General features: G+C 48.0%; 23 protein-coding genes. All 23 read right to left on the reverse strand.

The features are described 5' to 3' along the window. Position 1: 1 nt before the first annotated feature. The gene (locus VLX68_13670; protein HUI93290.1) at positions 2–928 is read right to left on the reverse strand and encodes a methyltransferase domain-containing protein; all 927 of its coding nucleotides are present in this window, start codon (positions 926–928) and stop codon (positions 2–4) included. 38 nt (positions 929–966) lie between these two features. Next, positions 967–1791 (reverse strand): class I SAM-dependent methyltransferase, encoded by an 825-nt coding sequence (locus VLX68_13675; GenBank protein ID HUI93291.1) that lies wholly within the window; start codon positions 1789–1791, stop codon positions 967–969. Further along, positions 1791–2444 carry a class I SAM-dependent methyltransferase gene (locus tag VLX68_13680; protein HUI93292.1) on the reverse strand — a complete coding sequence of 218 codons (654 nt, stop codon included), beginning with the start codon at positions 2442–2444 and terminating at the stop codon, positions 1791–1793. Before VLX68_13680 ends, VLX68_13675 begins: the two co-directional genes overlap by 1 nt. 3 nt (positions 2445–2447) lie before the next feature. Continuing rightward, positions 2448–3872: a glycosyltransferase gene (locus VLX68_13685; protein ID HUI93293.1), complete on the reverse strand. Its 1425-nt coding sequence runs from the start codon at positions 3870–3872 to the stop codon at positions 2448–2450. Between the two features lie 22 nt (positions 3873–3894). After that, positions 3895–5337, reverse strand: a complete 1443-nt coding sequence (locus VLX68_13690; protein ID HUI93294.1) for a hypothetical protein — start codon at positions 5335–5337, stop codon at positions 3895–3897. 58 nt (positions 5338–5395) lie between these two features. Further along, entirely contained in the window at positions 5396–6118 is a 723-nt protein-coding gene (locus tag VLX68_13695) for a class I SAM-dependent methyltransferase (protein ID HUI93295.1), read from the reverse strand. Between the two features lie 3 nt (positions 6119–6121). Further along, a complete protein-coding gene (locus tag VLX68_13700; protein ID HUI93296.1) occupies positions 6122–7378 on the reverse strand; it encodes a glycosyltransferase in 1257 nt (418 codons plus the stop codon). Continuing rightward, on the reverse strand, positions 7368–9314 hold the full coding sequence (gene asnB / locus VLX68_13705; protein ID HUI93297.1) for an asparagine synthase (glutamine-hydrolyzing): 1947 nt from the start codon (positions 9312–9314) through the stop codon (positions 7368–7370). Before asnB ends, VLX68_13700 begins: the two co-directional genes overlap by 11 nt. A 230-nt stretch (positions 9315–9544) precedes the next feature. After that, positions 9545–9937 (reverse strand): HEPN domain-containing protein, encoded by a 393-nt coding sequence (locus tag VLX68_13710; protein HUI93298.1) that lies wholly within the window; start codon positions 9935–9937, stop codon positions 9545–9547. After that, complete coding sequence (locus tag VLX68_13715; GenBank protein ID HUI93299.1) at positions 9934–10266, reverse strand: nucleotidyltransferase domain-containing protein; 333 nt, start codon at positions 10264–10266, stop codon at positions 9934–9936. The genes VLX68_13710 and VLX68_13715 overlap by 4 nt, the downstream gene beginning before the upstream one ends. 75 nt (positions 10267–10341) lie before the next feature. Beyond that, positions 10342–11001: a hypothetical protein gene (locus VLX68_13720; GenBank protein HUI93300.1), complete on the reverse strand. Its 660-nt coding sequence runs from the start codon at positions 10999–11001 to the stop codon at positions 10342–10344. Between the two features lie 592 nt (positions 11002–11593). After that, positions 11594–12355 carry an AglZ/HisF2 family acetamidino modification protein gene (locus VLX68_13725; protein HUI93301.1) on the reverse strand — a complete coding sequence of 254 codons (762 nt, stop codon included), beginning with the start codon at positions 12353–12355 and terminating at the stop codon, positions 11594–11596. Positions 12356–12357: 2 nt separating this feature from the next. Then, positions 12358–12969, reverse strand: a complete 612-nt coding sequence (hisH, locus tag VLX68_13730) for an imidazole glycerol phosphate synthase subunit HisH (GenBank protein HUI93302.1) — start codon at positions 12967–12969, stop codon at positions 12358–12360. Next, complete coding sequence (locus tag VLX68_13735) at positions 12966–14105, reverse strand: N-acetyl sugar amidotransferase (protein HUI93303.1); 1140 nt, start codon at positions 14103–14105, stop codon at positions 12966–12968. The genes hisH and VLX68_13735 overlap by 4 nt, the downstream gene beginning before the upstream one ends. Before the next feature lie 3 nt (positions 14106–14108). Beyond that, positions 14109–15062: a glycosyltransferase gene (locus tag VLX68_13740; protein HUI93304.1), complete on the reverse strand. Its 954-nt coding sequence runs from the start codon at positions 15060–15062 to the stop codon at positions 14109–14111. Next, a complete protein-coding gene (locus VLX68_13745) occupies positions 15040–16563 on the reverse strand; it encodes an oligosaccharide flippase family protein (GenBank protein HUI93305.1) in 1524 nt (507 codons plus the stop codon). The genes VLX68_13740 and VLX68_13745 overlap by 23 nt, the downstream gene beginning before the upstream one ends. 83 nt (positions 16564–16646) lie before the next feature. Further along, complete coding sequence (locus VLX68_13750) at positions 16647–17774, reverse strand: DegT/DnrJ/EryC1/StrS family aminotransferase (protein HUI93306.1); 1128 nt, start codon at positions 17772–17774, stop codon at positions 16647–16649. Between the two features lie 11 nt (positions 17775–17785). Beyond that, positions 17786–18517: a cephalosporin hydroxylase family protein gene (locus VLX68_13755; protein ID HUI93307.1), complete on the reverse strand. Its 732-nt coding sequence runs from the start codon at positions 18515–18517 to the stop codon at positions 17786–17788. Between the two features lie 5 nt (positions 18518–18522). After that, complete coding sequence (locus tag VLX68_13760; protein HUI93308.1) at positions 18523–19317, reverse strand: class I SAM-dependent methyltransferase; 795 nt, start codon at positions 19315–19317, stop codon at positions 18523–18525. Beyond that, positions 19314–19853: a dTDP-4-dehydrorhamnose 3,5-epimerase gene (rfbC, locus tag VLX68_13765; GenBank protein HUI93309.1), complete on the reverse strand. Its 540-nt coding sequence runs from the start codon at positions 19851–19853 to the stop codon at positions 19314–19316. Before rfbC ends, VLX68_13760 begins: the two co-directional genes overlap by 4 nt. Then, positions 19850–21103: a class I SAM-dependent methyltransferase gene (locus tag VLX68_13770; GenBank protein HUI93310.1), complete on the reverse strand. Its 1254-nt coding sequence runs from the start codon at positions 21101–21103 to the stop codon at positions 19850–19852. Before VLX68_13770 ends, rfbC begins: the two co-directional genes overlap by 4 nt. 7 nt (positions 21104–21110) lie before the next feature. After that, complete coding sequence (gene rfbG, locus VLX68_13775) at positions 21111–22217, reverse strand: CDP-glucose 4,6-dehydratase (GenBank protein HUI93311.1); 1107 nt, start codon at positions 22215–22217, stop codon at positions 21111–21113. Beyond that, on the reverse strand, positions 22178–22954 hold the full coding sequence (rfbF, locus tag VLX68_13780; protein HUI93312.1) for a glucose-1-phosphate cytidylyltransferase: 777 nt from the start codon (positions 22952–22954) through the stop codon (positions 22178–22180). Before rfbF ends, rfbG begins: the two co-directional genes overlap by 40 nt. Positions 22955–22968: the final 14 nt, after the last annotated feature.

Below are 22968 nucleotides of genomic sequence, written 5' to 3' on the forward strand. Positions count from 1 at the left end.
ATTACAGTTTAACGCCCGCGATGTTCCAGCGCGAAACGTGCATAAGATCATGGGCGGTCATTCCCGATTTTTCCAAATGCCGGAGGCGCTCCGCGTCCTTTTCTATCATGGGCATGATAATCCGATCCCATTTATCGCACCATTGAACACCCTCGTAGGCATCGGAGAATGAATTGACCGGCTTCACATCGCCGCCAAACGATGCCGGCCGCAACTGGTTGATTTTGATTCCTGCTTTTTCAGCCGATTGAACGATGTCCGCGGGCCATGCTGCGTTCAAATAGTCATGGCGTATTCGTTGCCCTGTTCCGCGCACATGCGCCCACGGATCAGAATCAATCACCGGCATATGGCTTCCGCTCGGACAATAAAAATTATGGTATGTCATGTCGATGACACCGCCGGGCCTCAAAACCCTCGTGATTTCTTGCCAGAACAGGCGAAGATCATTTACATGCTCCAGAACATCTTGGGAAATCGCGGCATCAAAAGAGCTGTCTGCAATCGGAAGTACTTTTCCGTTGTACGTCCTTAAATCAAGGGCCTTGTGGTTGATCTTAGCGCTAAAATGTTTCTCAATCTCCGTAAATTTCTGCCTCTCACGATACCATACCGCAGGGGTCTCTACGATCGCCCGCAACAAACCGAGCGACCGCATGTTGCCGATAAATTTTCTTCTCATGCCGTCCCGCCAGAAACACGACGCAATGTCCACGCCCGAGACCCGAAAACCTTCCAGCGATACTATCGCCGTTCCCGGATACGCATAACCGCACCCGATATCAAGGATGGCGGAACCGGGCCGCAGATTGTTCTTTTTCATACGGTCGAGCCGGCCGAGGGAATAGTTCAGATAGTAATCCGGCCGGCGGCGCGCAAAGGTATTCTTCAAATATCCGGAGATCAGTCGCAGGCGCTTTGAAATCATAATGCCTTACACCGGCCGCAACGGCGGCAAAACATTGCTCATCCCTTTTCCTTTACCCCGGCCACATAACCGGTGATAAACCGTTTTCCTTCCATGGCGCCGGCCATAAATGATGCGATGTTGTCAAGTACGGACAAAACGGCGTCCGCAACGATGGAAATATATCTCAATTGCCGGTACGGAGAGGCGCCGAAAACAAACGTCCAGTAATGGATAAAAGGCAGAAACTGCCCGCAAATCGTCTCCTTACGCTTTACGGACAGCCCTTTTTCGGACAAAAACCGGTCCGTTTCCTTTTCGTATTTGAAGTTATTGTGGTCCATTCCCGCGATCAAAGCCTTTAACCTGCGTGGGGAAAATTTGTTCATGAGGCGGTACGACAGCCCGTCATTATTGCATTCCGCCGCGATAAGCAGCGTGGCGCCGGGCCGGGCGAGTCGTTTTGATTCGTCAAGGAGGCCGGAGAATATGGCGTCGGTAATATGCGCCGTGAGATTGAACATGATGATCATGTCGAAAAACGACGATGGATACGGGATCGTCATGCCGTCCCCGTATTCGAGCGCCTCGCGGTACCCCTTGCGCAGGGCCTGTTCCCGGGGAAAGCCCTTGATATCGACGCCGTAAAACAAAACATTCTTCGCGCGCGCCAGATGCTGGCCCCAACCGCAGCCGATGTCGAGCACGGTGAAAGGACCTTTCGCCTTTGACAAAGCGTCCAGGCGGCGCGACAGAAACATTTCATTGCCGAGCCGCAGGGAAAGGAGCGTGCAGACAAGAGGGTTACGTAAGAGACCGGTATATGCAAAAAAACGCTGGTGGCTCTCCCCCCACTGAGGGGTGTGAGATTCCCAATATGCCATTATGAATTCCTATTTACAAAGTGGCCGATTTCATACACGCTTCCGCTAAAAGGCACACCGCCCTTCAGAGCCGTTATTTTCACTTCCGTCAACGCGCGCCGCGCCGCGCCGGACACATCGCGCTCCGAAGAAAAATGGTGCCTCCGGATATCGTAGCCGAGTATCAGGAAACAGATTTTCATGAATGCATTATTTGCCGGTACTCCGTAAACGACCTGCCCTTCTCTTTTTAGGACCCGCCGGATTTCGGAAAATGCCTTATCAAGTTCATATGGCTTAAGGTGTTCGAGGATGCTGATACAGAGAACGGTATCAAAGAACCCATCTGGATACGGCATCTCAAGTACCGAGCCGTTCCTGAGAAACGTTTCAATTTTATGCTTTTTAAAAAGCGCGCCGACGTCCGCTATTGAGGCCGTAAGGTCGAGCCCGTGCACTTCCTCATAACGGGAAGAAAGGTTTATAAACGCAAGCCCGCTCCCGAAGCCCACCTCCAGGACCCTGCCTCCGCCTTTGCATTCGTCAAGGCACAATTCGACGCGCCGGCGGTACAGCGGACCCACAAAAGGCCAAAAATAAAACCGTATTGGGTCGTTGTTATCGACACCGGCATATTCCTTAAGTGGAAGCAGGCGTAGAGATTCGTTGGGCATTATCTATACGAACTTGATTTTGTTGAGCGCAAACGCCACCATTCTGATCAGCAGCATGCCGTGCCGCCATCTGCTGATGTTCGTTGTGCCGTATTTCCGCTCCTGATAGCGTATCGGCATGTCCACAATTTTCAAATTGAGGCGGGCGGCCCCGAATAAAAGGTCAAAATCGCCGAAAGGATCAAAATCCCCGAAATACCCCCTGTTTTTTGCAATTATCTCATAATCGGTCCGCCATAAAACCTTTGTCCCGCATAATGTGTCCTTTACAGGTTGGCCAAGCAGCCAGGAAAAAGCAAGGCCGAAAAATTTGTTCCCGAAAAAATTGAGCAATTGCATAGCTCCTTTTTCCAAAGGATACACAAGCCGCACGCCATTGATGAATTCGCCTTTCCCGGAAACGATTGCATCATAAAATCTCACCAAATCTTCCGCGGCAACGGTCAAATCGGCATCAAGGACCATTAGGATGTCGCCCCTGGCCTGGGAAAATCCCAGCCTTACCGCATCCCCCTTTCCTTTGCCGGTCTGCTTTAAAAGCCGGCACGGAATGGATGGATGGCGTTTCATGGCATCTTCGATTGCCGTATATGTCCGGTCTTTTGAATTGCCTTCCACAAAAATGATCTCGCTGTCGTTTTCGATCGCGGGCATGGTGGAGAAAATCCGTTCGATATTTCCCGCCTCGTTGCGCGCAGGCACGACGACCGAAACCGAAGGGGGCCTGGAAAAGCGGACCGGCACATCGGGCCGCGCAACGATCATGTTGGTGAGGGCAAAGACGGAAAACGGCCAGATTTTAACAAGAATTTTATTGCAGAATGGTTCGAGCACCTTTACCGAAAATGGGAATAAAACCTCTTGCCAGCTTCGGATCATTTCGAAACCGGCCAGGACAAGCAGGTTCGCAATGTCTTCGACGGTCAGCCAGTTCTGTTGAAGGTTTTTCCTTTTCATCCCAAACAATGAGGCCGCGCCGAGCGGCAATTCCCAAAGCCTGCTGTATGAGTTTATAATTAAGCGCGTCTTTGGCGTGCATAACGGCGCCAGTCCCTGTAAAAGCTCCTGTACGTCCCATAGGTCGTTTACAAGATCGGAAAGAACAATCGCGTCGAACGCGCCCTTCACCCCGAGGCGGTGGCCGTCGGCGCAAACGAACGTTATCTCAGGATGCTTTTTACGGGCAGCCAGCAACGTTTGCCGTGAAAAATCAACGCCGACCCCGATTGATGGCTTTACAGCCGCAATAAGACCGCCATATCCGCATCCTATTTCAAGCACGCGCTTGCCCGGAGGAATAAGATAAGAATAGACTTTTCTCAGCCGTTTATGGTATCGCTTTCCGCCTTCGAGCCACGTCTTCCTCTTGGAGGCAAGGGCGTTCCAATGGCCCATTCTTTCGTTACGATATGCCGTTACCGGATTCATGATTGCCGTTTGTTGTGCAACCCTATTTCACATGATAACGCGATGGATTCTCAAAACGGTATTGATTGGCGATGGCATGGTAGATTTCCGACTCGGTAAGGCCGGCTTTATTCTGCTCGGACAAATCCATGGCCTTGATGAAAAGCAGCTCTTTGTTTAACGGATATTTCTTAAGGATATCCCTGTGGTCCTTGAAATTTGTATATATGGTCATAACAGCGCTTAACAGAATAAGAACCAGCCACAACCCCGCCAGACGCGCCCACCTGCGTTCCGATGCGCCCCCTATTTTGAAATAGAGCGCAATTCCGAGCACCATCCAGAAGAGAACGTGGGGCACGGCGATAATCCTTCTGGTCGCTTCATTGAAAAAGAAAAACAAATTGTCATAGGGCCCGTCAAACGACGTTGTATACAAAGGATAAAGGCCGACGCTGATCACCGCTGCCGCAACGAACAGCGCAAAACAATAGTCCCCCAATTTTGCCAGTCGGGTATCCGTGCTTTTCTTCCGCATTTTTAACCATACCACAATGAGCGCATTGGTTTCAAGGAGGTACGCCACGAACATGACCACCGAGACCATTGAAATCGGTTTTAAAAACACGGCTGAAAAATAGGCCCCGAGTGGAATGCCGTGCCTCAGCAGAAGATAGAGGCCCATTAATGGCGTTTTACAAACCACGATAACGCCTATAACGCAGTTTATTATAAGAAGAAGCTTTCCGATATTCAATGTATCGACGGTTATTTTTTTCTTTAATAGGACAAAGGCAATGACACAAACCAGAAAAAACGGCAGGAACATCTCCAATTCCCCAACATGACAAATGCCGCATAGCGCGAACAATGCTGTTCCGAGAAGGAAGCGAACGTACCGGCGGACGCGGGTGGCTTCCGAAGGGACGAAGCACATCATGCCTGCAAAAAAGAAAAGCGTCGCGGCCCCGCGCGGGTACGGGACCTTCCACGTAACAGTCCCGAAAAAAGCATTGTCAAAGGGAAACAGCCCGTGGAGAATAAAAATGGACGACGTCGCGGAAATAAGAAAAGCGGGAAAGAGAACGAAACGCAATCGGCCGAACAGCAGCATGAGAACGAAAAACAGCGCCGCAATTCCCGCAAACGAGCATGCAAGGTTGGAGCAGAAAACACTCTGGAACGGGGAAACGAGCGGCAGCCGCTCGAACCTGTCCACAAGAAAGTTATTGGCAAAGTAATATTTGCTGTATTGCAGTCGGGAAAACGGATCGCCTAACCCGATTTCCGTCAGATGCGTCTTTATCGACCCGGTAAGGGGCACGTGCGCATAATTGGTTACGAACGATGCCGCACGGTAAAAACATTTGTCATCCGGATCAATGGCAAGGTCGGCAATATGCAGCGCGGCAACGGTAAACAACGCAAGCGTAAGAAGGGACATGTCGAACAGGGCCCCGCCCTTGTCCGGGAGCAATGGTTGCATTTCCCTACCCATGTACTGCGCCTTTCGTGATCACGAGCAATCCCGTGAAATAAATTGTTTATTTTTTAGCGCCGATAAATAAAGATCCGGCTATTTCTTTCAGTAACGGTATCTTTTCTAAAATGTCGCCGATTTTTTCCACGGCAGAGGCCAAGGAATCGGGAATGGCCGGGTGCAAAAAATCAAAAGGGACAACGGTAATTTCCCTGAAGTTCAGTCTAGCCAGTTTTTTCCTGATCGGCCCGGCAAAGAACGCGGTTTCATCCGGGGAATCGCCCAGCGCCCTTTTAATCGCGGGAATATTTTTTTGGATGGCGATTTGCGGGTTGAGCATGTTCGGCTCCGCAAAAGCCATTGCCCCGCCCGGCTTTAATACGCGATATATGCCGGCCAGTGTTTTATCAATATCAAGATGGTGGAGTACCGATAGACCGACCACCGCATCCAGACTGTCGTCGGCAGATCCCGCAAGGGTCTCAGCATCGGCGATCTGGGTGAAAACGTTTCCGGTCTTTATCCTTTTTTTTGTCAATGCCAAAAATTCCGGGAAAATATCGGTGGCTGTTATTTCCGCCCCGGTTGCGGCAAGTTTTTCCGTCAACGTGCCGGAACCGCATCCGATTTCCAAAACCTTCCGGCCGGCCCCGAGCCGGGCAAAATCAATGATCATTTCAGCCCTTCTATCCAACCTTTTCTTTCCGGCCAGGCCGGTCCGTCCCCAAATTTTTTCCGGGTTTACCATTATTTTTTTATCGTGCGCCAATTCGTTTTCTTTTATCATGGTTTATAAACCATTCGCGAGGGCCTTAAGCAGCGCCACGGCCCGGATGTCCCACGTGTGGTTGCGTTCCGCATAGTCAAGTATCTCCGGTTTCCAGGATTCGAGGCTGTCTCTCAGGAGGTAAAATTCATCGATTGCCGAGGCGACCGAGTCCGGGGAAGGCGGGCACGCTACCACCCGGCCGAACTTGAACCTTCCTATTTCATTGATGTACGGGATGTCGGTGCATATCATCGGCTTTCCCGCCGCGAGCGACTCGTAATACTTGATCGGGCTGAGTTGGTAGGTGTCAATCGTCTTGATGATGGGCACCGCATCGGACGCAAGGAGAAACGAAAACGCCTTTTCATGCGGCTGCGGCGGGAAAAAGAGCACCTGGTTTGCAAGGCCGAGTTCCTTCGCGAGCGCTTTGGTCATTTCCAGCGCGTCGCCGAAACCGACGATGATAAGCCGCAGGTCCGCCTTTTGGCGGCACCTGCTTATTCCCTTCAGTAAACAGTCAAGGCCGTCCCAATAGGTGAACGTGCCCACGTGTGCCAGATAAAACGGGCCCGGGTCAAGACCAAGCTCCTTCCGCGCCGCGATTTTGTCCGTCGCCCTTGCGCGCCGTATCAAATCGCTCGATGCCGCGTTGGGAAGCACAAGCGCGCGGCAACCGGGAGCCAGACGGCGCGCGTACTCCCCTATTTTGTCCGTGGTGACCACGGTGAGGGACGACGAGGAAAAGATCCTCGCCTCGCTGAATCCGAGGAACCAAACGACAAACGGGTTTGTCCGCAACAGCCGGGTTATGAACTTCGTCTGATATCTCGAAACAAAACGGAGCTGGTCGATGGAAATATCATTATACTCGGTGACGAGTTTGACATGGTGCCGTTTAAAGACCTTTGCAAGCAACCATAGGATAAAATAGGTTGATAATAGTGAATACCGCGTGTAAACGACGAACGCCGCTCCGGGACATTCATCAAACAGCCGCTTTACTTTCCGCACGATTTCCCTCAGTATCCGGTACCGGCGCAGCATCCTGCCCGCAACGGTGCGGGAAGCGGCCACGTCGATGTCGAGAAGAAAGGAGCCGGTGGTGTTGAGCGGAATTTTCGTCTCCGCAGCGGGCCCGCCGCCGATGAAAAACGTCTTTTCAAAACGGCCCGAACCGGCAAGCCCGTTCACGATGCCCGCGGTGTGCGTCCCGATGGCCCCGCGCTCAACCGAGCTTTCGCTGCCGATGTAAATCAAAACAGGTTTTTCAGAGGGCAAAGCGCTTCTTCCACAATGCGAAGTTGATGTACCGCCAGATCGTGGTGATCCCGGTTTTCTGCTGGCCGGCAACGAGGCCGTCCCAGTCTTTAGCAATCGAGTCGTAATCGATGAAATAATCAAGGCCCTCGCTTTTCATACGGGAAAGTATCTCGTCCTTTTTCTCCAGGATCCAGTTGTATTCGGGGGTGGCAAACCCGATCTTGTCGGTGCGGCGCACGATCGCGTCCGGCACCACGCCGGCAACCGCCTTTCTCAACAGGAACTTGTTCCAGCCATCGTGTATCTTGTAAATGGACGGCACGCTAAACGTGTAATCGATGAGGTCGATGTCGTCGCTGAACGGCGTTCTTGACTCAATGGAAAACCGCATGGAGTTGCGGTCTTCGTACCAGAGCAGCTCGGGAAGGTGATGATTCATGGTATGAGCAAGCATTTTGTTTAGTGACATAAATGATGTTTGCTCTGAATTTGGATTTCTGCATTTATTTGACCTAATGAAATCTTTTCCAAGATACCGCATTGCATGATGCTTTAATTCAGCAAATAATGATTTCCATATGAAATAATACGCAAAGAATGCAATTACTTTATTATTAATAGGAGTATACCGCAGATTACGGGATTCCAAGAAAAGTCTTTTAATTTCGGCATGTTTTATCAGATCAAACGCAAAATTGGCGAAATAGTCCGCGTATCCCGTAAACAGCTCGTCGCCGCCCTGGCCGTCGAGCAGGACCTTTACCCCGTTCTCTTTCGCGATTTTCATCACGCGGTACTGCGCGTAAATGCTGGTGGATCCGAACGGCACGTCCTGGTAATACACCAGGTCGTCCAGGTCGTCAAGGAGCGAGGCGGCGTCCGGAAAGGTCTTGTGCCACGTTGTTTTCGTGGCGTCCACCACGATTTGCGCCCATTTGCTCTCGTCAATACTATCGCCCGGATAGCACGCCGTGAACACCTTCTGCCGGTCGCCCACCGCGCCGATGGCCTCCTTCTTGAGATAATCGTTGACAATGCAGACAATCGACGACGAGTCCATGCCACCGCTCAGGCACGAGCCCACGGCAACGTCCGAGCGCAGGCGCAGCCGCACCGCGTTGAACACCAGCCCGCGCACGCGCTCGTTGATTTCCTCGAATCTCTTTTCCTTGAAACTTTCCCATTTGTCGTTGGTCTCCAGGCTGTAATACGCCCATGTCTTAAATTCACCTGAGGCAAGGTCAAACGTAAAAGCATGGGACGGTTTTAATTCTTCAATGCCGCCGAACATGCATTCATCGGGATTGTTCATCTGGTGCACAAGGTATTGGAACGCGGCCCTCTCGTTGATCCTCTTCTCCACAAACGGCAATTGCACAATGGCCTTCATCTCGCTCGCAAACAAAAACCAGCCGTTCTTCAAATAATAATACATCGGCTTCACGCCGAACCTGTCGCGGCTGCCGAAAAGCAGGTCCTTTCTCTTATCATAGATGACGAACGACCACATGCCGTTGAATTTCGCAAGACAATCCATGCCCCATTCAAGATAGGAATAAATAAGAACTTCAGTATCGCTTGACGTGTGAAACTTGTGCCCTTTTTTCTCAAGCTCGGCCCGGAGCTCGATATAATTGTAAATCTCGCCGTTAAAAACGAGCCACACGTTTTGGCCCCAATCGCTCATGGGTTGGTGCCCGGCGGGAGAAACGTCGATGATCGAAAGCCTGCGGTGGCCGAGAAAAAGCCGGGCCTTGCCGCTGAAATCGTCTATCGACCGGCCGGAAACAGCGCTATCTTTTCCCACAAGCGCGTGCACGATCTTCTGCTGCAAGTCAACGCCGATATATCCCTCGTCGTCGGGACCGCGGTGGCGCAAAAGGTCGGCCATGGCCTTGATATGGGAAGGATCGACAGGAGAGCTTTTGTTAAAGATGCCGGCTATGCCGCACATATAAGAGAGTTGAAAGGTTGAATAGTTGAAAAGTTGACGAGCAGACGGGTAAACGGGTTGACGAGTTGAAGAGCCAAAAGCAAACATGTCATTGCGAGCCCTTCGGCAAGCTCAGGGCAGGTTTCACGAAGCAATCTACCGTTGAAATTAAGAGTCGACGCGTTGGAGCGTTGATGCGTTAACAAATTGAATAGATGTTGACAGTTGACGGTTGACAGGTTACGACCTGTTTAAAAAAGAGTTGACCGAATCAAAAACCTTCGCGCGATGACAAGGCCCCTGGAGGTTTCTTTTAACGAGGGAAGACCGACCGGAAGCGTGCCCATGCCGACCGGATATCCGGCGTCGATGTATGTATTGTCAATAAACTCAAGGTCCTCGTTGTCGGCAAACTGCGGCATTGATGGGACCGCTTGCCGTATGTCCGAGTGAAGCTTCAGCGTCGCATGAATCCTGGGAACATGCAGATCATGCTCCTCGAAAAGCGCCTTGATGCTTTTCTCGATGCACTGCTGACGATGATAGAGGACTATGCTGGAAATAGTATCGTCCGCCTGCAGTTTTTCCGCCGCGGCCAGGTCGCGGCCTGCAAACTCAATCCATGGCCTGGTCTTTTCCTTCATATGAGCACGACACCGGTTTGCTGGACTTCCCTTATGAAATCGTTTTGGGTTTTCGTAACAGAGTCCCATTCGTCCCGCGTATACACGAGAACGTCAACAGGGACCTTTTCCCGCAGCGCAAGAAGCATGTTCGATATCCTCATCCGGTTGTCCAGCATTTCCGAATATGAACCCGAAATTCCTCTCTTTTTCAACACCACGATAAGGTCGACATCACTCTCCTCGGTTTGTATACCCCTTGCATAGGAGCCGAAAAGAATGGCACGCAGGACCTCCTTGCTGCCGCGGAATGCGGCCATAATTTCATTTTTTACATCTGCGGGCGGCATATGCACCCCTCTCCGATCGCGGTTGTTTGTCCGTAAAATAATTTCTCAACTTATCAACTCCTCAACTTTTAAACTTTATATCAGCCCCGCCACTATTTTCAGAAGCTTCTTCTTGTTTTCGTCCGCCGACAATTCGCGCGCGTGCGCGTGGCACCGGTTCTTGTAATATTCGATTTTCTCCTTTGTCAGCGCGCTGAGCTTCGCGGCCAGGTCCTTCGGGTCAAAGCTGTCCGCCACAACGCCGAGGTCGTATTTCTTAACGATCGCGGCCATTTCAGGCGAAGGGCCGATGGCAATGGCAAGGCGGGCCTGGATGAATTCGAAGAATTTGTTGGGAAGCGCGTGCTTGTAGTTGAAGTTGACAGGCTCCAGATAGAATAGACCTATGTCATACTTGTTGATCGTTGATGGGATGTCCTTCATGGGAACCGGGGGAACAAATGAGATACGACGGTCGGCTTTCGCTTTCTCTTTGAGCCGTGCAAGATATTGCGGGGCCGTTGACACTAATATAAGATCCAGCGAATACCTTTCGTCAAGGTGCTCCATTATTGAGAACATGTCCTCCAGTTTCCTGCTTGCAATTGCGCCGCCATGGTGGACCATCCTTATAAGGCCGTCAGAAACATTAGAGGGTGCGCAGTCCGCATATTCAGTTGCATTTGTAATGACCTGCGGCCTCACGCCGTAGCGCCCGTGGTACTCTTCGGCAATTCCATCGCAAACCGTGGCCATGGCTGATACTTTAGGGATGTATTTTCTACAAAGGTATTTCTTGTATGACATGAGAAGCAACCGCCATAGAAATTTATCCTCGAACTCTAAAGGCGCAAATTCGTGCGCGTCGAAGAGTACAGGACAGCCCTTTGCTATACGCAAAGCAAGGGGCAGCGCGTCAATATCATTGGCAATGACCAAAGAAAAAGCTTCTTTTTGCAGCGCCTTCCAATCTACCGTCGCCTGAAATTCCCACAGCCCAAAATGACGCCAATAATATGTCTCAAACAACATATATAGCTTTAAAAGGATGGCCTTTTTAATTTTTTCCAGAATGGTGCTTTGTCTGGTTTGTACGGGGAAATACCGCACATTTGCGATACCCGAATCGGACAAGCCCATGGTGCATACGTCGTAATTGTCTTTAAGAAAATTGATCTGGCGACTGACGCGTGGGTCGGAATGCAAATGGGAGAAGGAGATTATCAGTATTTTTTTCTTCATTGATAATAATAAAGGGAATGTTTTTTAAAACAGATAAAGATAATAAGGTTTACCGAGGAACTTTAAATGCAGGAATAAACCTCACAATGTATCAATATTAATTTTTCTATGGGATTAGGTGTTCAATATCTTTCTTTTCAGGGTAGGTGATAAGAACCGCCCGGTGGGGCCCGTGAAATACAAAAAGACTCCCAGCCGCAACCGCAGATGCACCGCCATCTTTAACTGCTTTTGAAAAATCCTCTATCTTTCCCGCCCCGCCCAATGCGACGACTGGAATGGTTAGCCTACTGGTAATGTCCTTTATTCCCTTAACATCATATCCTTCATAAGTTCCATCACGGTCTACAGAATACAAGATGATTTCGCCGGCGCCACGCTGCTGCACCTGCACGGCGTATTCATGTGCGGCAATGCGTTTAGGCTTCTTGTGAATATAATCAAATACTTGAAGGTGACCAATGAGGTCTCTCTTCATGTCAATACATACCACAACACTCTGTGATCCGCAAATGTCTGCAGCCTTGGTAATAAATTCAGGATTGCTCAGAGCATAGGAATCAATAATGACTTTCTCAAACCCCAGACTTAATATTTTCCGGACATATTCGAGATTGTTTATGCCTCCTCCATAGGCAAGAGGCATAAATGCTTCTTTACTAACTTGGTCAAGCAGATTAAAATTTGGAGGTTTTTTAAGCAGAGATGCTTCAATATCAATAACTGCCAGTTCATCCACTTCTTTGTCGTTAAATATCTTGATTGCATTGATCGGATCGCCGACATAGGTTGCCTTGTTAAATCGTACCGTCTTTACAAGGCCACCGTTTTTTATCAAAAGCGAGGGGATAACCCTGGTTTTTATCATGCTTAAAGTTCCACAAAGTTTTTGATTAGATTCAACCCGAATTTATGGCTTTTTTCAGGATGAAATTGCGTGGCGAAAATGTTTTCATGCTGAATCGAAGAAACAAATTCAATGCCGTACGTGGTCGTTGTAAGAACATCCTCTTTGTTCGCACAATTTACATGGTAAGAATGAACAAAATAAAAGCGGGATTCCTCCTGCAAGCCCAACAACAACGGGGACGCCTTTTTTTGAACAACGGTATTCCACCCCATATGGGGTATTCTCAAATTGAGTTCCGATGAAAACTTGAATCGAATTGTTTCAGCTTTTATCCAACCGAACCCGGGCAAGGTTCCCTCTTCACTACACAGGGTAATCAATTGTATCCCGAGACAGATGCATAAAATCGGTATTTTATCCTCGCATACTCGTTTATTGAGCACATCGGCTATTCCAGTTTCCTTCAGCTTTTTCATGCCATTATCAAACGATCCAACGCCGGGAAGTATCAATTTTGTTGCCCGAGTTATTGTTGAAAGATCGGAGGATATTTCCGAAGCACCTCCTGCTTTTCTTACCATGTTATGAAGCGAGCCGGTGTTTCCCATACCATAGTCGATAACAACGATCATGAAGTACTCTTTTCATTTCTGCGCAGAAACCGAATTATCCTGCGCCCCAGCGATTCAAACCATGTATCGTGATAATGCGGATAGTCCATATAGGTTTTAGGAGGCAATGTCATAATTTGTTCGAATTCTTCCCGCGATATTCCGAATTTATTGATAAGATAATGAATATCCTCTTCAAGGGCTTTTGCGGAATACAGAGGTTCTTTTATAATTTCAAGAGCCTTATCACGTGTTATCTGGCCCGCGCAAATCAGACTGGAAAGATGGGCTTTTCTTTTATCATATCCGAATTTAGTCGGTAAAATGTATGATTGATAAATTTTTGTATAGTTCGATTCGTGATGCTTCTGGCCGTAATCCCTAAACCCAATTTTTTCCATTAGATATTTTTTTGCTTTTTCCTTGTCATATTCGAGATAATCCAAGAAGCTTATCCATTCGATCTTTTTGACGAGACTGTAATAGTGTTGTTTGGTTCTGCTTCGATGAGGAAACGTTTTTAACGGCACGGTCCCAAAGATATGATGTACGCTTTTAATGTATTTCCAGTCGGAATGCCCTTGCGACCAAGCCCGAGGAAGAATCGATTCAGATGCAATGTTGACACCAGCGAGTATATACCGGACGTTCTTTTTGTCTGCTAATTGACATAGAATAGATACAATTGCATGATCGGAAGGTATTTCCGAATCGGGAGTGGAGGCCTTTAAAAAACTGAGCTGCAGGTCCTTGAATTCCTCCCAGTTGATGACATGGGTGAAAAGATCAATGTCCAGTTTCTTGCAGATGTTTTCTATATTTTTTACCGACAGTTCCGAGTCCCATCCGTTATCAAGATGCACCGCCAAGGGCCGTAGCCCCGACTCCTTTACTTTGTAAGCAACATAGCTGCTATCAACACCGCCGCTAAGGCCGATGATACAATCATATTTCTTGTTTCTTCCGCTTTGTTTAATTTTTGCGACAAGCTGCTCCAGACATTTTTGTTTTTCAGAAGGCGCCAGACAATAGGGCTTTGAATTCAATTGAGCAAAAGCGACCTTGCAATGATTGCAAATACCGGATTCATCAAATTGGATGTCAGGGTCGGTGGTGTCCATGATACAACGATTACATATGAGATATGGCCGATTCAAAATCTACCCCAAACTGTTTTTATTAAATGTATTAGTTTTTGATCTAATTCCAAGGCGCCTTAATTGAATTGAAAATATCGCTTTGGTTTGCATAAGGTAATCATATACTAATCTGCAAAGCAGTATTGTCGCAACTGATAACGTAATAAAAACAGAACGCGTTCCCAGGTGAGCATACCTTACCGATTCATAAAATAGATTTATCTTTCGTAATTGGAATGAAAGGTAACTTACCAGAACCGTTTTAGAACCATCGGCGCTATGACGAGGCTTTCCTTTAAGATGAATTCTGTTGAACCATAAAGGCGATTCACCTACTTGAACATACCCTCCACACGCAAGGAAAAATACCAGCACAGGATAGGCACAATTCATTGGGATCTTTGAGTTTATCCACCACCAAATCGGTATCTTAATGTTTTTTATTAATTCTCTGCGGTGCAGCCCGTAAATAAACGCATCGTTATAGTAGTAACAGAATTTTGCTATTCGCAAAAAGGCGCTCTTGCCTGAATAATCGAAACTTTGAGTATGTCCGATTGCCTTGTTATCTTCATCGATATAAAGAAAGGGACAAAATGCGCTTGTGGCTTGCTCGTTGCGTTTTAAAGCATCAAACAATGTGCTAATAAATTTGCTATCCCACAGGTCGTCTGAAGCTGCCCACATAAAGAATTCTCCTGTCGCATGACTCAGGAGATACATAAAGTTAGCTTGCGGGCCGACATTTGCAGATTGTCTAATATACCGAATTCGGCTGTCCTTCGCTGCGTACGCCTTGCAGATCTCCCCCGTTCTATCGGTTGAGGCGTTGTCGGAAATGATAAGTTCGAAATCTTCAAACGATTGGGCTAAAAGAGAATCCAGGGCATGTGAAATATATTTCTCATCGTTGTACACCGGCATGCCAATACTAACACCGGGCAACTTTGAATTACTGTTTGTTTCCGAATACATACTCAAGTCTCTTTTGTAGATTTATGAAGCCCAATACCCGTTGCCTGATATACGGTAATGAAACCACACATGCCGTTAGTGTAAGAGTTAATGCCGCACCGATTATAAAAAGCTCCGGCCATGCGCGTAAGTTACGGGGCATAAACCACCAGCACAATCCAGAAACAGCAAATGAGACCAAGAAAGGAAAGCCGATATCTACAAGATACCACTGCCGTAATTCTCCCTTTAATATCCGGTTGTGAATAATTGGAGCCGAGATCAGCATACAACCAAAATTTAGGGTTACCCAGGCCCACGCTGCACCGATGCCACCAAAATGGGTAGCCAGGAAAAAAATGGCCGGAACCAAAACGATAGCAGATAATAAATTCTGATAGAACCCGAGTTTCACCCATCCATGAGCAACAGTCATGTCATAGGGTATGCCCATCAAGCTGTTGAAAACCGAGCCCATGACCAATATGCTTGCAATAGGGTATGTCATAAGGGCTATTGTTTCGTTTTGTGTCCACATGAATATCAATTTGTACGAAAACAATGCGATTATTGCAGATACAGGTAAGACAACCGCTGATACAAGCTGACACCCTTGATGATAGAGTGTGCGCAGTGCTTTTTCGTCCCCCTTCGCCACGAGGGCCGAGAAACGCGGCAAGAAAGCGTTAAATATTGAAGAGCCAGACATCCTTGTGGCAATGTTGATTTGATTAGCGAGAGTATAATAGCCGAACATATTCAACGGAAGTATTTTGCTCAAGATCACTTTGTCAATTTGTGAAATGAGAAATGTGACGAATGCGGTCGCGCTCATTCCTGCTGTGAAGCGCCAGACCCTTCTGAGCAACCGGACATCAAAACGGACTAAACGTGTTCCTTGTGGCATGTATTTCCAAAACATAATAGTAATAAAAATAACCTGCAAAATGCTAACAAATATCTGCCAATAAAAAAACGCGGTAAGCGTAGGAGAGATGATCCAAAGAACCAGTATAGCGCCAACGCTGCGAAATGTGCCTAATGACGCCGTAAACATATTAAGAGATACTTGACGCTCAAGGCCCGACAGTCCCCCCGAGTACAAACCAATAGGCCACTGCAGTGAGATTGTGATTCCCATGAGCACAATTGACTGCTGTACCACCTGGATTGAGACATTTTTAGCATTAACCCAATTTGTTGACAACCAGGAGGCGGCAAAATATATCCCAATCCCGATAATGATGCCAACACACCAATACACAATCTCGAGCGTTCGAGCCAAGTCCCGCGATTCATCGGAACGATCCGGATGCACTGAAAAGCGTGCCATCTCGCGATTCATGGTTGCGCTCAGCCCAAAGTCAAGAAGAGAAACAGTCGCTTGAATTGTTGAAAAAAAGCCGATTAAACCATATGCCTCTATGCCGAGAAATGAGATATAGAAAGGAACAAAAATCAAACCGATCAGGAGTGACCACCCCTTGCCGAAGAAGTTTGCAAGGACGTTATACTTCAACATAAAGCATTGCTAATATTATTGATGATCGTAGTTTTTAACAGAAAGAAAGATGTAGGAAAAGAAGTTCTTTTTAATAAGATTCCTTATTTCCTGTAGAATTCGCAAACCCCACCAATCACCCTTTCAATATATTGCGGCTTCATGTTTGAATGTAACGGCAGCGTCAGCACCTCTTTTATCACACGGTCGGTCACGCTCATATCACCATGCCTGCTGCTTTTGTAGAAGGTATGCTTATGCACCGGCACAAAATGGATCCCCGTATCGATGTCCTTTGTTCTTAGAAAGTCAATAAGTTTTTCCCGCTTGCCGTCAAGTACTCTTAAACTGTAAATGAACGGAGAGACATTAGAGAAATCGGTTTGCGGCACCTTCACTCCTTCAAGAGACTTGAAGGCCTCATTGTACGCCTTGCATACGCGCCTACGGCTCTCAATGAACTCATCCACGCGCTTGATTTGCGAAATGCCAACACTTGCAAGGATATTGGTCATGTGGTAGCGAAAGCCCTGGCAAACAACGTCGTAATCCCATGCGCGCTGGTTCTTATACCGCAAGGTCGTATCTTTGTCAACCCCAAGAAGGCGCAAATGTCGCAGTTGCTCCATTTCCTTTTCAGAATTCACAACCACCGCGCCACCGTCTATCGAGGTAATCACTTTGACCGGGTCAAAGCTGAAGCATGCAATGTCGCCAAAACTCCCTATCTTCCTACCGTCGATAGTCGATCCAAAGGCGTGACAGCAGTCTTCCACCACCCTCAAGTTGTGTTTCTTGGCCAATTTGTATACCCCGTCAATGTCACAGGGGATGCCCGCAAAATGGAGCGGAATTATTGCCTTGGTCTTTTTCGTAATCAGCTCTTCCGCTTTTTCGCAATCAATGCCAAGGTTGTCATCGTTAATGTCGCACATCACTACCTGCCCACCTGTGGCTGTAATTGCCTGATGGTCCGCAACGTAATTGAACGACGGGGTGATTACCTCGTCGCCGGGCTTCACCCCGGCGGCAAGAAGGCCTATGTGCAAGGCGGATGTCCCGGTATTGGTGGCGAGGACTTTCCTTGTTGTCAAACCGATGTACCCGGCAACCCGGTCTTCGAACTCTTTTGTAAAGGCGCCCATGCCAAGCCATCCCACCTCGAAAGCGTCGGCAAGATGTTTGTGGGTGTCAGCGCTGATGTGGGGGACAAAGACGGGTATTTTTTCCATCTGTATTTATCCTAATCTTTAACGCACTTGAGAAAACCGCCAGGTCCTACAGTAATTTGTAGTTTCGCTTCCATGTCGGTATCAACTTGGAATCTATCATTTTTCTTTATGAATTCTTCAACCGCCGTCTTGGGGTTGTTCCCTTTGTCCCAAGGCCTGTCAGAAAAATATCCCTTGGGCATATCTTCTATGATTGTATCAAAAACAACCAAGTAGCTCCCTTTTTTCACCAATCCTGAATACAATTCCAATTCCTTAAATACATGTTCATGGGTATGATTTGAATCGAGTACTAGCAATATCTTCTTCTTGCCTTTGGCAAGATTATACACTTGTTTCGCTATTGTCTCATCAATGGATGATCCTTCAATCATGATAATTCGCTTATAAAACTTGTGCCTTTCAATTTCAATTCTGTTATGATTACGGATATCTATATCTATGCCAAGTACCGTTCCGTTATTTCCCAGCAACTCCAGCATTGAGGCGTAAAAGATCAACGAGCCACCATGAGCGATTCCCGTTTCAATGATAAAATCCGGCTGAACATTCCATATGATTTCCTGCATTGCAACGATATCTTGTGGGAATTGTATAATAGGTCTTCCTAACCACGAGAAATTGTAGGAATACTTGTGGCGGGATGCTTCCGCAATCCACCTGTTAGACAATTCTTTGAGCGCTTTATCGTTTTTTAGCTCATTGATGTATGCAGATTTTTCTTTTTCAAAGTCAGAATTCATTCCAATCATCCTTTTTTCTTCATAATAACCATTTTTATCGGGCTCACGTCTCCAAGCCAAGGCAATCTTACTGCAAGTTTGTGAATATCATGGCTGTAGTCCGGCTTTTCATCGCGCATTTGACACATTGAAGAGTAAATAACTCTCGTTGCAAAATAGTAGGAACTTGAAAAGTTGCAAAATCTAACGCTCTCAAATAGTCTTTTCACCTTCTTACAAAACTCATCTTCCAGGAAAAACAAATTATGCCAGCGAACAGGAATTTCCGACAAACCCATCACACTTCGCATTTTATTCATGGCATTCTGTCCGTTTATAAAATTCTCTATTGCAATGAAATGTCCCCCCGGTTTTAGCAAAGACTCTATTTGTCGAATTGCATCATATTGCCTCTTGGCGGAATCAAGGTTGATCAAACATCGATCAGTAATAATAGCATCAAACTTGTTGCCCCTGAAAATAGTAACTAGCTTTTCTACATTTCCAATTCTAAACTTTACATTGAAGAAGTCATTCTTTGAGTCCTCTAGGCTATGTCTTGCAGCCTTTATCATGTTCGAACTGTAGTCAACGCCAACAAATCGTATATTGGGAAATTTTTGGGCAATTCTCAAAGTAGAATAACCGTCACCGCATCCAGCATCCAGAAGTGTTCCTCGTGAGATATGAATACCTTTAATAGCCTGAATCAAAGTGGCTATTTCTAGCTCCCGCAAGTACACATCATTGGTCGTAGCAGTGGGATTCAATGCGTTTTCTTTGGCTCTCTCATCCCAGTATTGTTTGATCTTCTTGTTCAACCACTATTCCTTCCAAAAAGTTGGTATTCGCTGTCTTTCTTCGAAATAATTATCTGACTGGACAACCATTTTATCCCGATCTCAGGATCATCCCACCTCATCCCCCTCGCGCTCTCCTCATGATAATATTCTCCCATCATATAAAATACCTCAGCATCATCCTCAAGCGTCTGGAACCCGTGCGCGAAACCCTTAGGCACATAGAGCATGCTGTGGTTCTTCGCGCTCAGTTCGGCACCGTACCATTTCTTATAGGTGGGCGAATTTGGCCGAATATCCACGATAACGTCGAAGATTGATCCGCGTACGCAAGAGACTATCTTTGCTTCTTCATGCGGAGCGGCCTGGTAGTGCATGCCCCGGAGCGTGCCCTTTTTCTTGTTATAGGATATATTGCATTGGACGCAGGCGAAATCAATGCCGTGCTTCTTGAACTCATCTGTGCAGAACGTGCGCGCAAAAAATCCGCGCTCGTCCTCCACAGGTTCCAATTCAATGAGAAACGCTCCGGCGAGGCTTGTAGAAGTAAACTTCACGGTATGATCTCCAGCTGCGGTATTGCGACAACGAACTTCGCGCCCCATTCCTTTACAAACGCAATTTGACCCATAATTTCATCCTTAATATTCCACGGCAAAACAAAAACAATATCAGGCTTTGTCTCCCGGATTCTGTCCGGAGAATAAATCGGAATGTGGGAACCCGGGAGAAACATGCCCTGTTTGTGGGGGTTTCTGTCTACGGTGTAGCCGATTAGGTCCGTGCCGATGCCGCAGTAATTGAGAAACGTGTTTCCCTTTGCCGGTGCTCCGTAGCCGGCGATTGATTTCCCTTTCTTTTTCGCGTCTTTCAGGAACGCGAGTGAATCCTGTTTTATTTTCTGCGCGCTTTTTTCGAACCTTTCGTATGTTTCACTTTTGTCCAGCCCATGTTCTGTTTCTTTTTCCGCGATCCGACCGACCGTTTCTTTTATGTCAAACCTCGGGCAATTGTTGTGCGCCGCGTACACGCGGAGCGATCCGCCGTGCGTGGGAAGCTCCTCCACGTCAAAAATACGGAGGCCGAATTCCTCGCACAGTGGAATCAGCGCCGTAAGGCTCAGGTACGAATAGTGCTCGTGGTAGATGGTGTCGAACTGGCAATCTTGAATCATCCGGAGCAGGTGCGGAAACTCGAGGGTTATCACGCCGTCGGGCTTGAGCGCCACGGGCAGTGCCTGTACGAACCCGCGGATGTCCGGGTTGTGGGCCAGCACGTTGTTACCTATTATCAAGTCGGCCATTTTCCCAGAGGCGGCTAGCCGGAGCGCGCAGGGGGCGTTGAAGAAGCACACGTCGGTGGGGATCCCCTGTTCCCGGGCGGTGCGGGCCGTCCCTGCCGCGGGCTCGATCCCGAGCACCGGGATGTTCTTCTCTTTGAAGTATTGCAGGAGGTACCCGTCGTTGCTGGCAATCTCAATCACCTGGCTTGAACCGGAAAGGCCGAGCCGTCTGGTTATCATGTCGGCGTAGCGTTTGCAGTGGTCGAGCCACGTGGTTGAATACGACGAAAAATAGGCGTACGATTCGTTGAAGATGTTCGATGCCGTTTCGCATTCAGGCACCTGGACAAGATTGCATTTTTTGCAGTGGTAAACGTCAAGAGGATAGACTGGCTCCTCCTCGCTCAGGGCCTCACGCGTGACATACGCATTCGACAGCGGCTGTCTGCCGAGCGACATAAAAGGTCCGGGCAAAGGAGTCCTGCAGGCGCGGCAGAGAAGTTTTGAGATGTTGTTTGACAACATAAGTCGTCTATTTCTTCTTGCCTATTCTCTTTTCGAAGGATCTAATCCTCTCTGTCCTGTCCTTAAAAAGCTTTTCCCCACGGGCGTTTTCCATTGTCTTATATTCATCTACGGTATTCCTGATTGCTTCCCTGAATGTAAAGACCCTTTTCCACCCAAGGGACTGGGTCGCTTTCGTACTGTTCAATTGTAAAAACATTGCTTCTTTCGATCTAGGCTTCCTAGGGTCAAGAAACTTGACGGTTCCTTTGCCCCATTCTGCCACAAGTTCGTTAACAAGTTCTTCAACCGTCCGGCTCTGGCCTGGTGATGACCCGAAATTCCAGGCGCCGGAGAAATCCCGTCCATACTCAGAAAGCGAGGCTCCCAAGAGCAGGTAACCATACAACGGCTCAAGAACATGCTGCCACGGCCGCACCGAATGCGGGTTTCTAATCACAATGGCATTGCCACTTCTTAGCGCCCGGATGCAATCCGGCACAATGCGATATTGCGCAAAATCACCGCCGCCGATCACGTTTCCCGCGCGTGCCGAAGCCACTGCTGCATTGGAATTTTTCGCGAAGAACGACCGTACGTACGATTGTGTTATCATTTCAGCAGCCGCTTTTGAGCCACTGTATGGGTCATGTCCGCCAAGCGGATCACTCTCTTTAAAGGCAGCGCCATGCTCAGGATTTTCGTAAACCTTGTCCGTTGTAATCACCACCGCGGCTTTTATTGATTTACAAGCACGAACCGCTTCCAAAAAATGCACCGTGCCCATTACATTTACGTCAAATGTTTCTACCGGATTTCTATAAGATTCCAAAACAAGCGGCTGTGCGGCAAGATGGAAAGCGAGATCGGGCTTTGCGCTGCGCATGAGTTTTTCGAGCTTGCGCGTGTCCCGTATGTCTCCGTTCACATGTTCAATTTTCCGGGCCAGGGCACAGGCTTCAAAATGCTCGCCTTTTTTCGCCGGAAGCGCGTACCCTATTATACGTGCGCCAAGCGAAAGGAGCCACAGGCAGAGCCACGACCCTTTGAACCCGGTGTCGCCGGTAATAAAAATTGATTTTCCTTTGTAAAAGTCTAGCGCCATACTTTCCAGAAAGCCTTGCCGGTGTTCCAAAGATCGTTCAGATAGTCCATGTCGCGCAGCGTGTCCAGACATGCCCAATGGCCGGTATGTTTCCAGACCATGAGCTCGCCTTCACGCGCGAGGGCCTCAAACGTTCCGCTTTCGAGGTCGCAGTCTTCGCAGTCGGAAAGCCGTTCAAAAATCCTGCGGTTCAATACCATGTAGCCGCCGTTGATGAATCCCGGCGCATCATTAGGCTTTTCGCTGAAACGGGTCACCTCGTCGCCGTTTATCTTAAGTTCACCGAAACGTGAGGCAATGTTCACACCGGTGAGCGTGGCGATTTTGCCGTGCTTCTGATGGAATTCGATGACGGCCTTGATGTCGACGTCACAAAGCCCGTCGCCGTATGTCAAGCAAAAATCATCGTCGGATATGTATTTCTCAATTCGTTTGAGACGGGCGCCTTTCAGCGCTTTTTCTCCGGTATCTGCAAGTGTGACGCGCCAGCCGTCCTCATGGTGCGCTGAGTGGATCGAAGAGGAACGCGTTCCAAGTTCTATAGTAAAATCATTGTTCAGGTATTCGTAGTTGTAAAAGTATTCCTTTATCATCTTACCCTTGTACCCGAGCGCGAGCACAAAATCCTTTATGCCGTGATGTGCGTATATTTTCATGATATGCCAAAGTATGGGTTGCGCGCCAACATCTACCATGGGCTTAGGCCTGAATTCCGTTTCTTCACGTAAACGGGTTCCCAAACCGCCGCACAGAATTACTGCTTTCATGTTCGTTCCTTTTC

This window comes from Chitinivibrionales bacterium (genome assembly GCA_035516255.1).
Lineage (GTDB): Bacteria > Fibrobacterota > Chitinivibrionia > Chitinivibrionales > FEN-1185 > FEN-1185.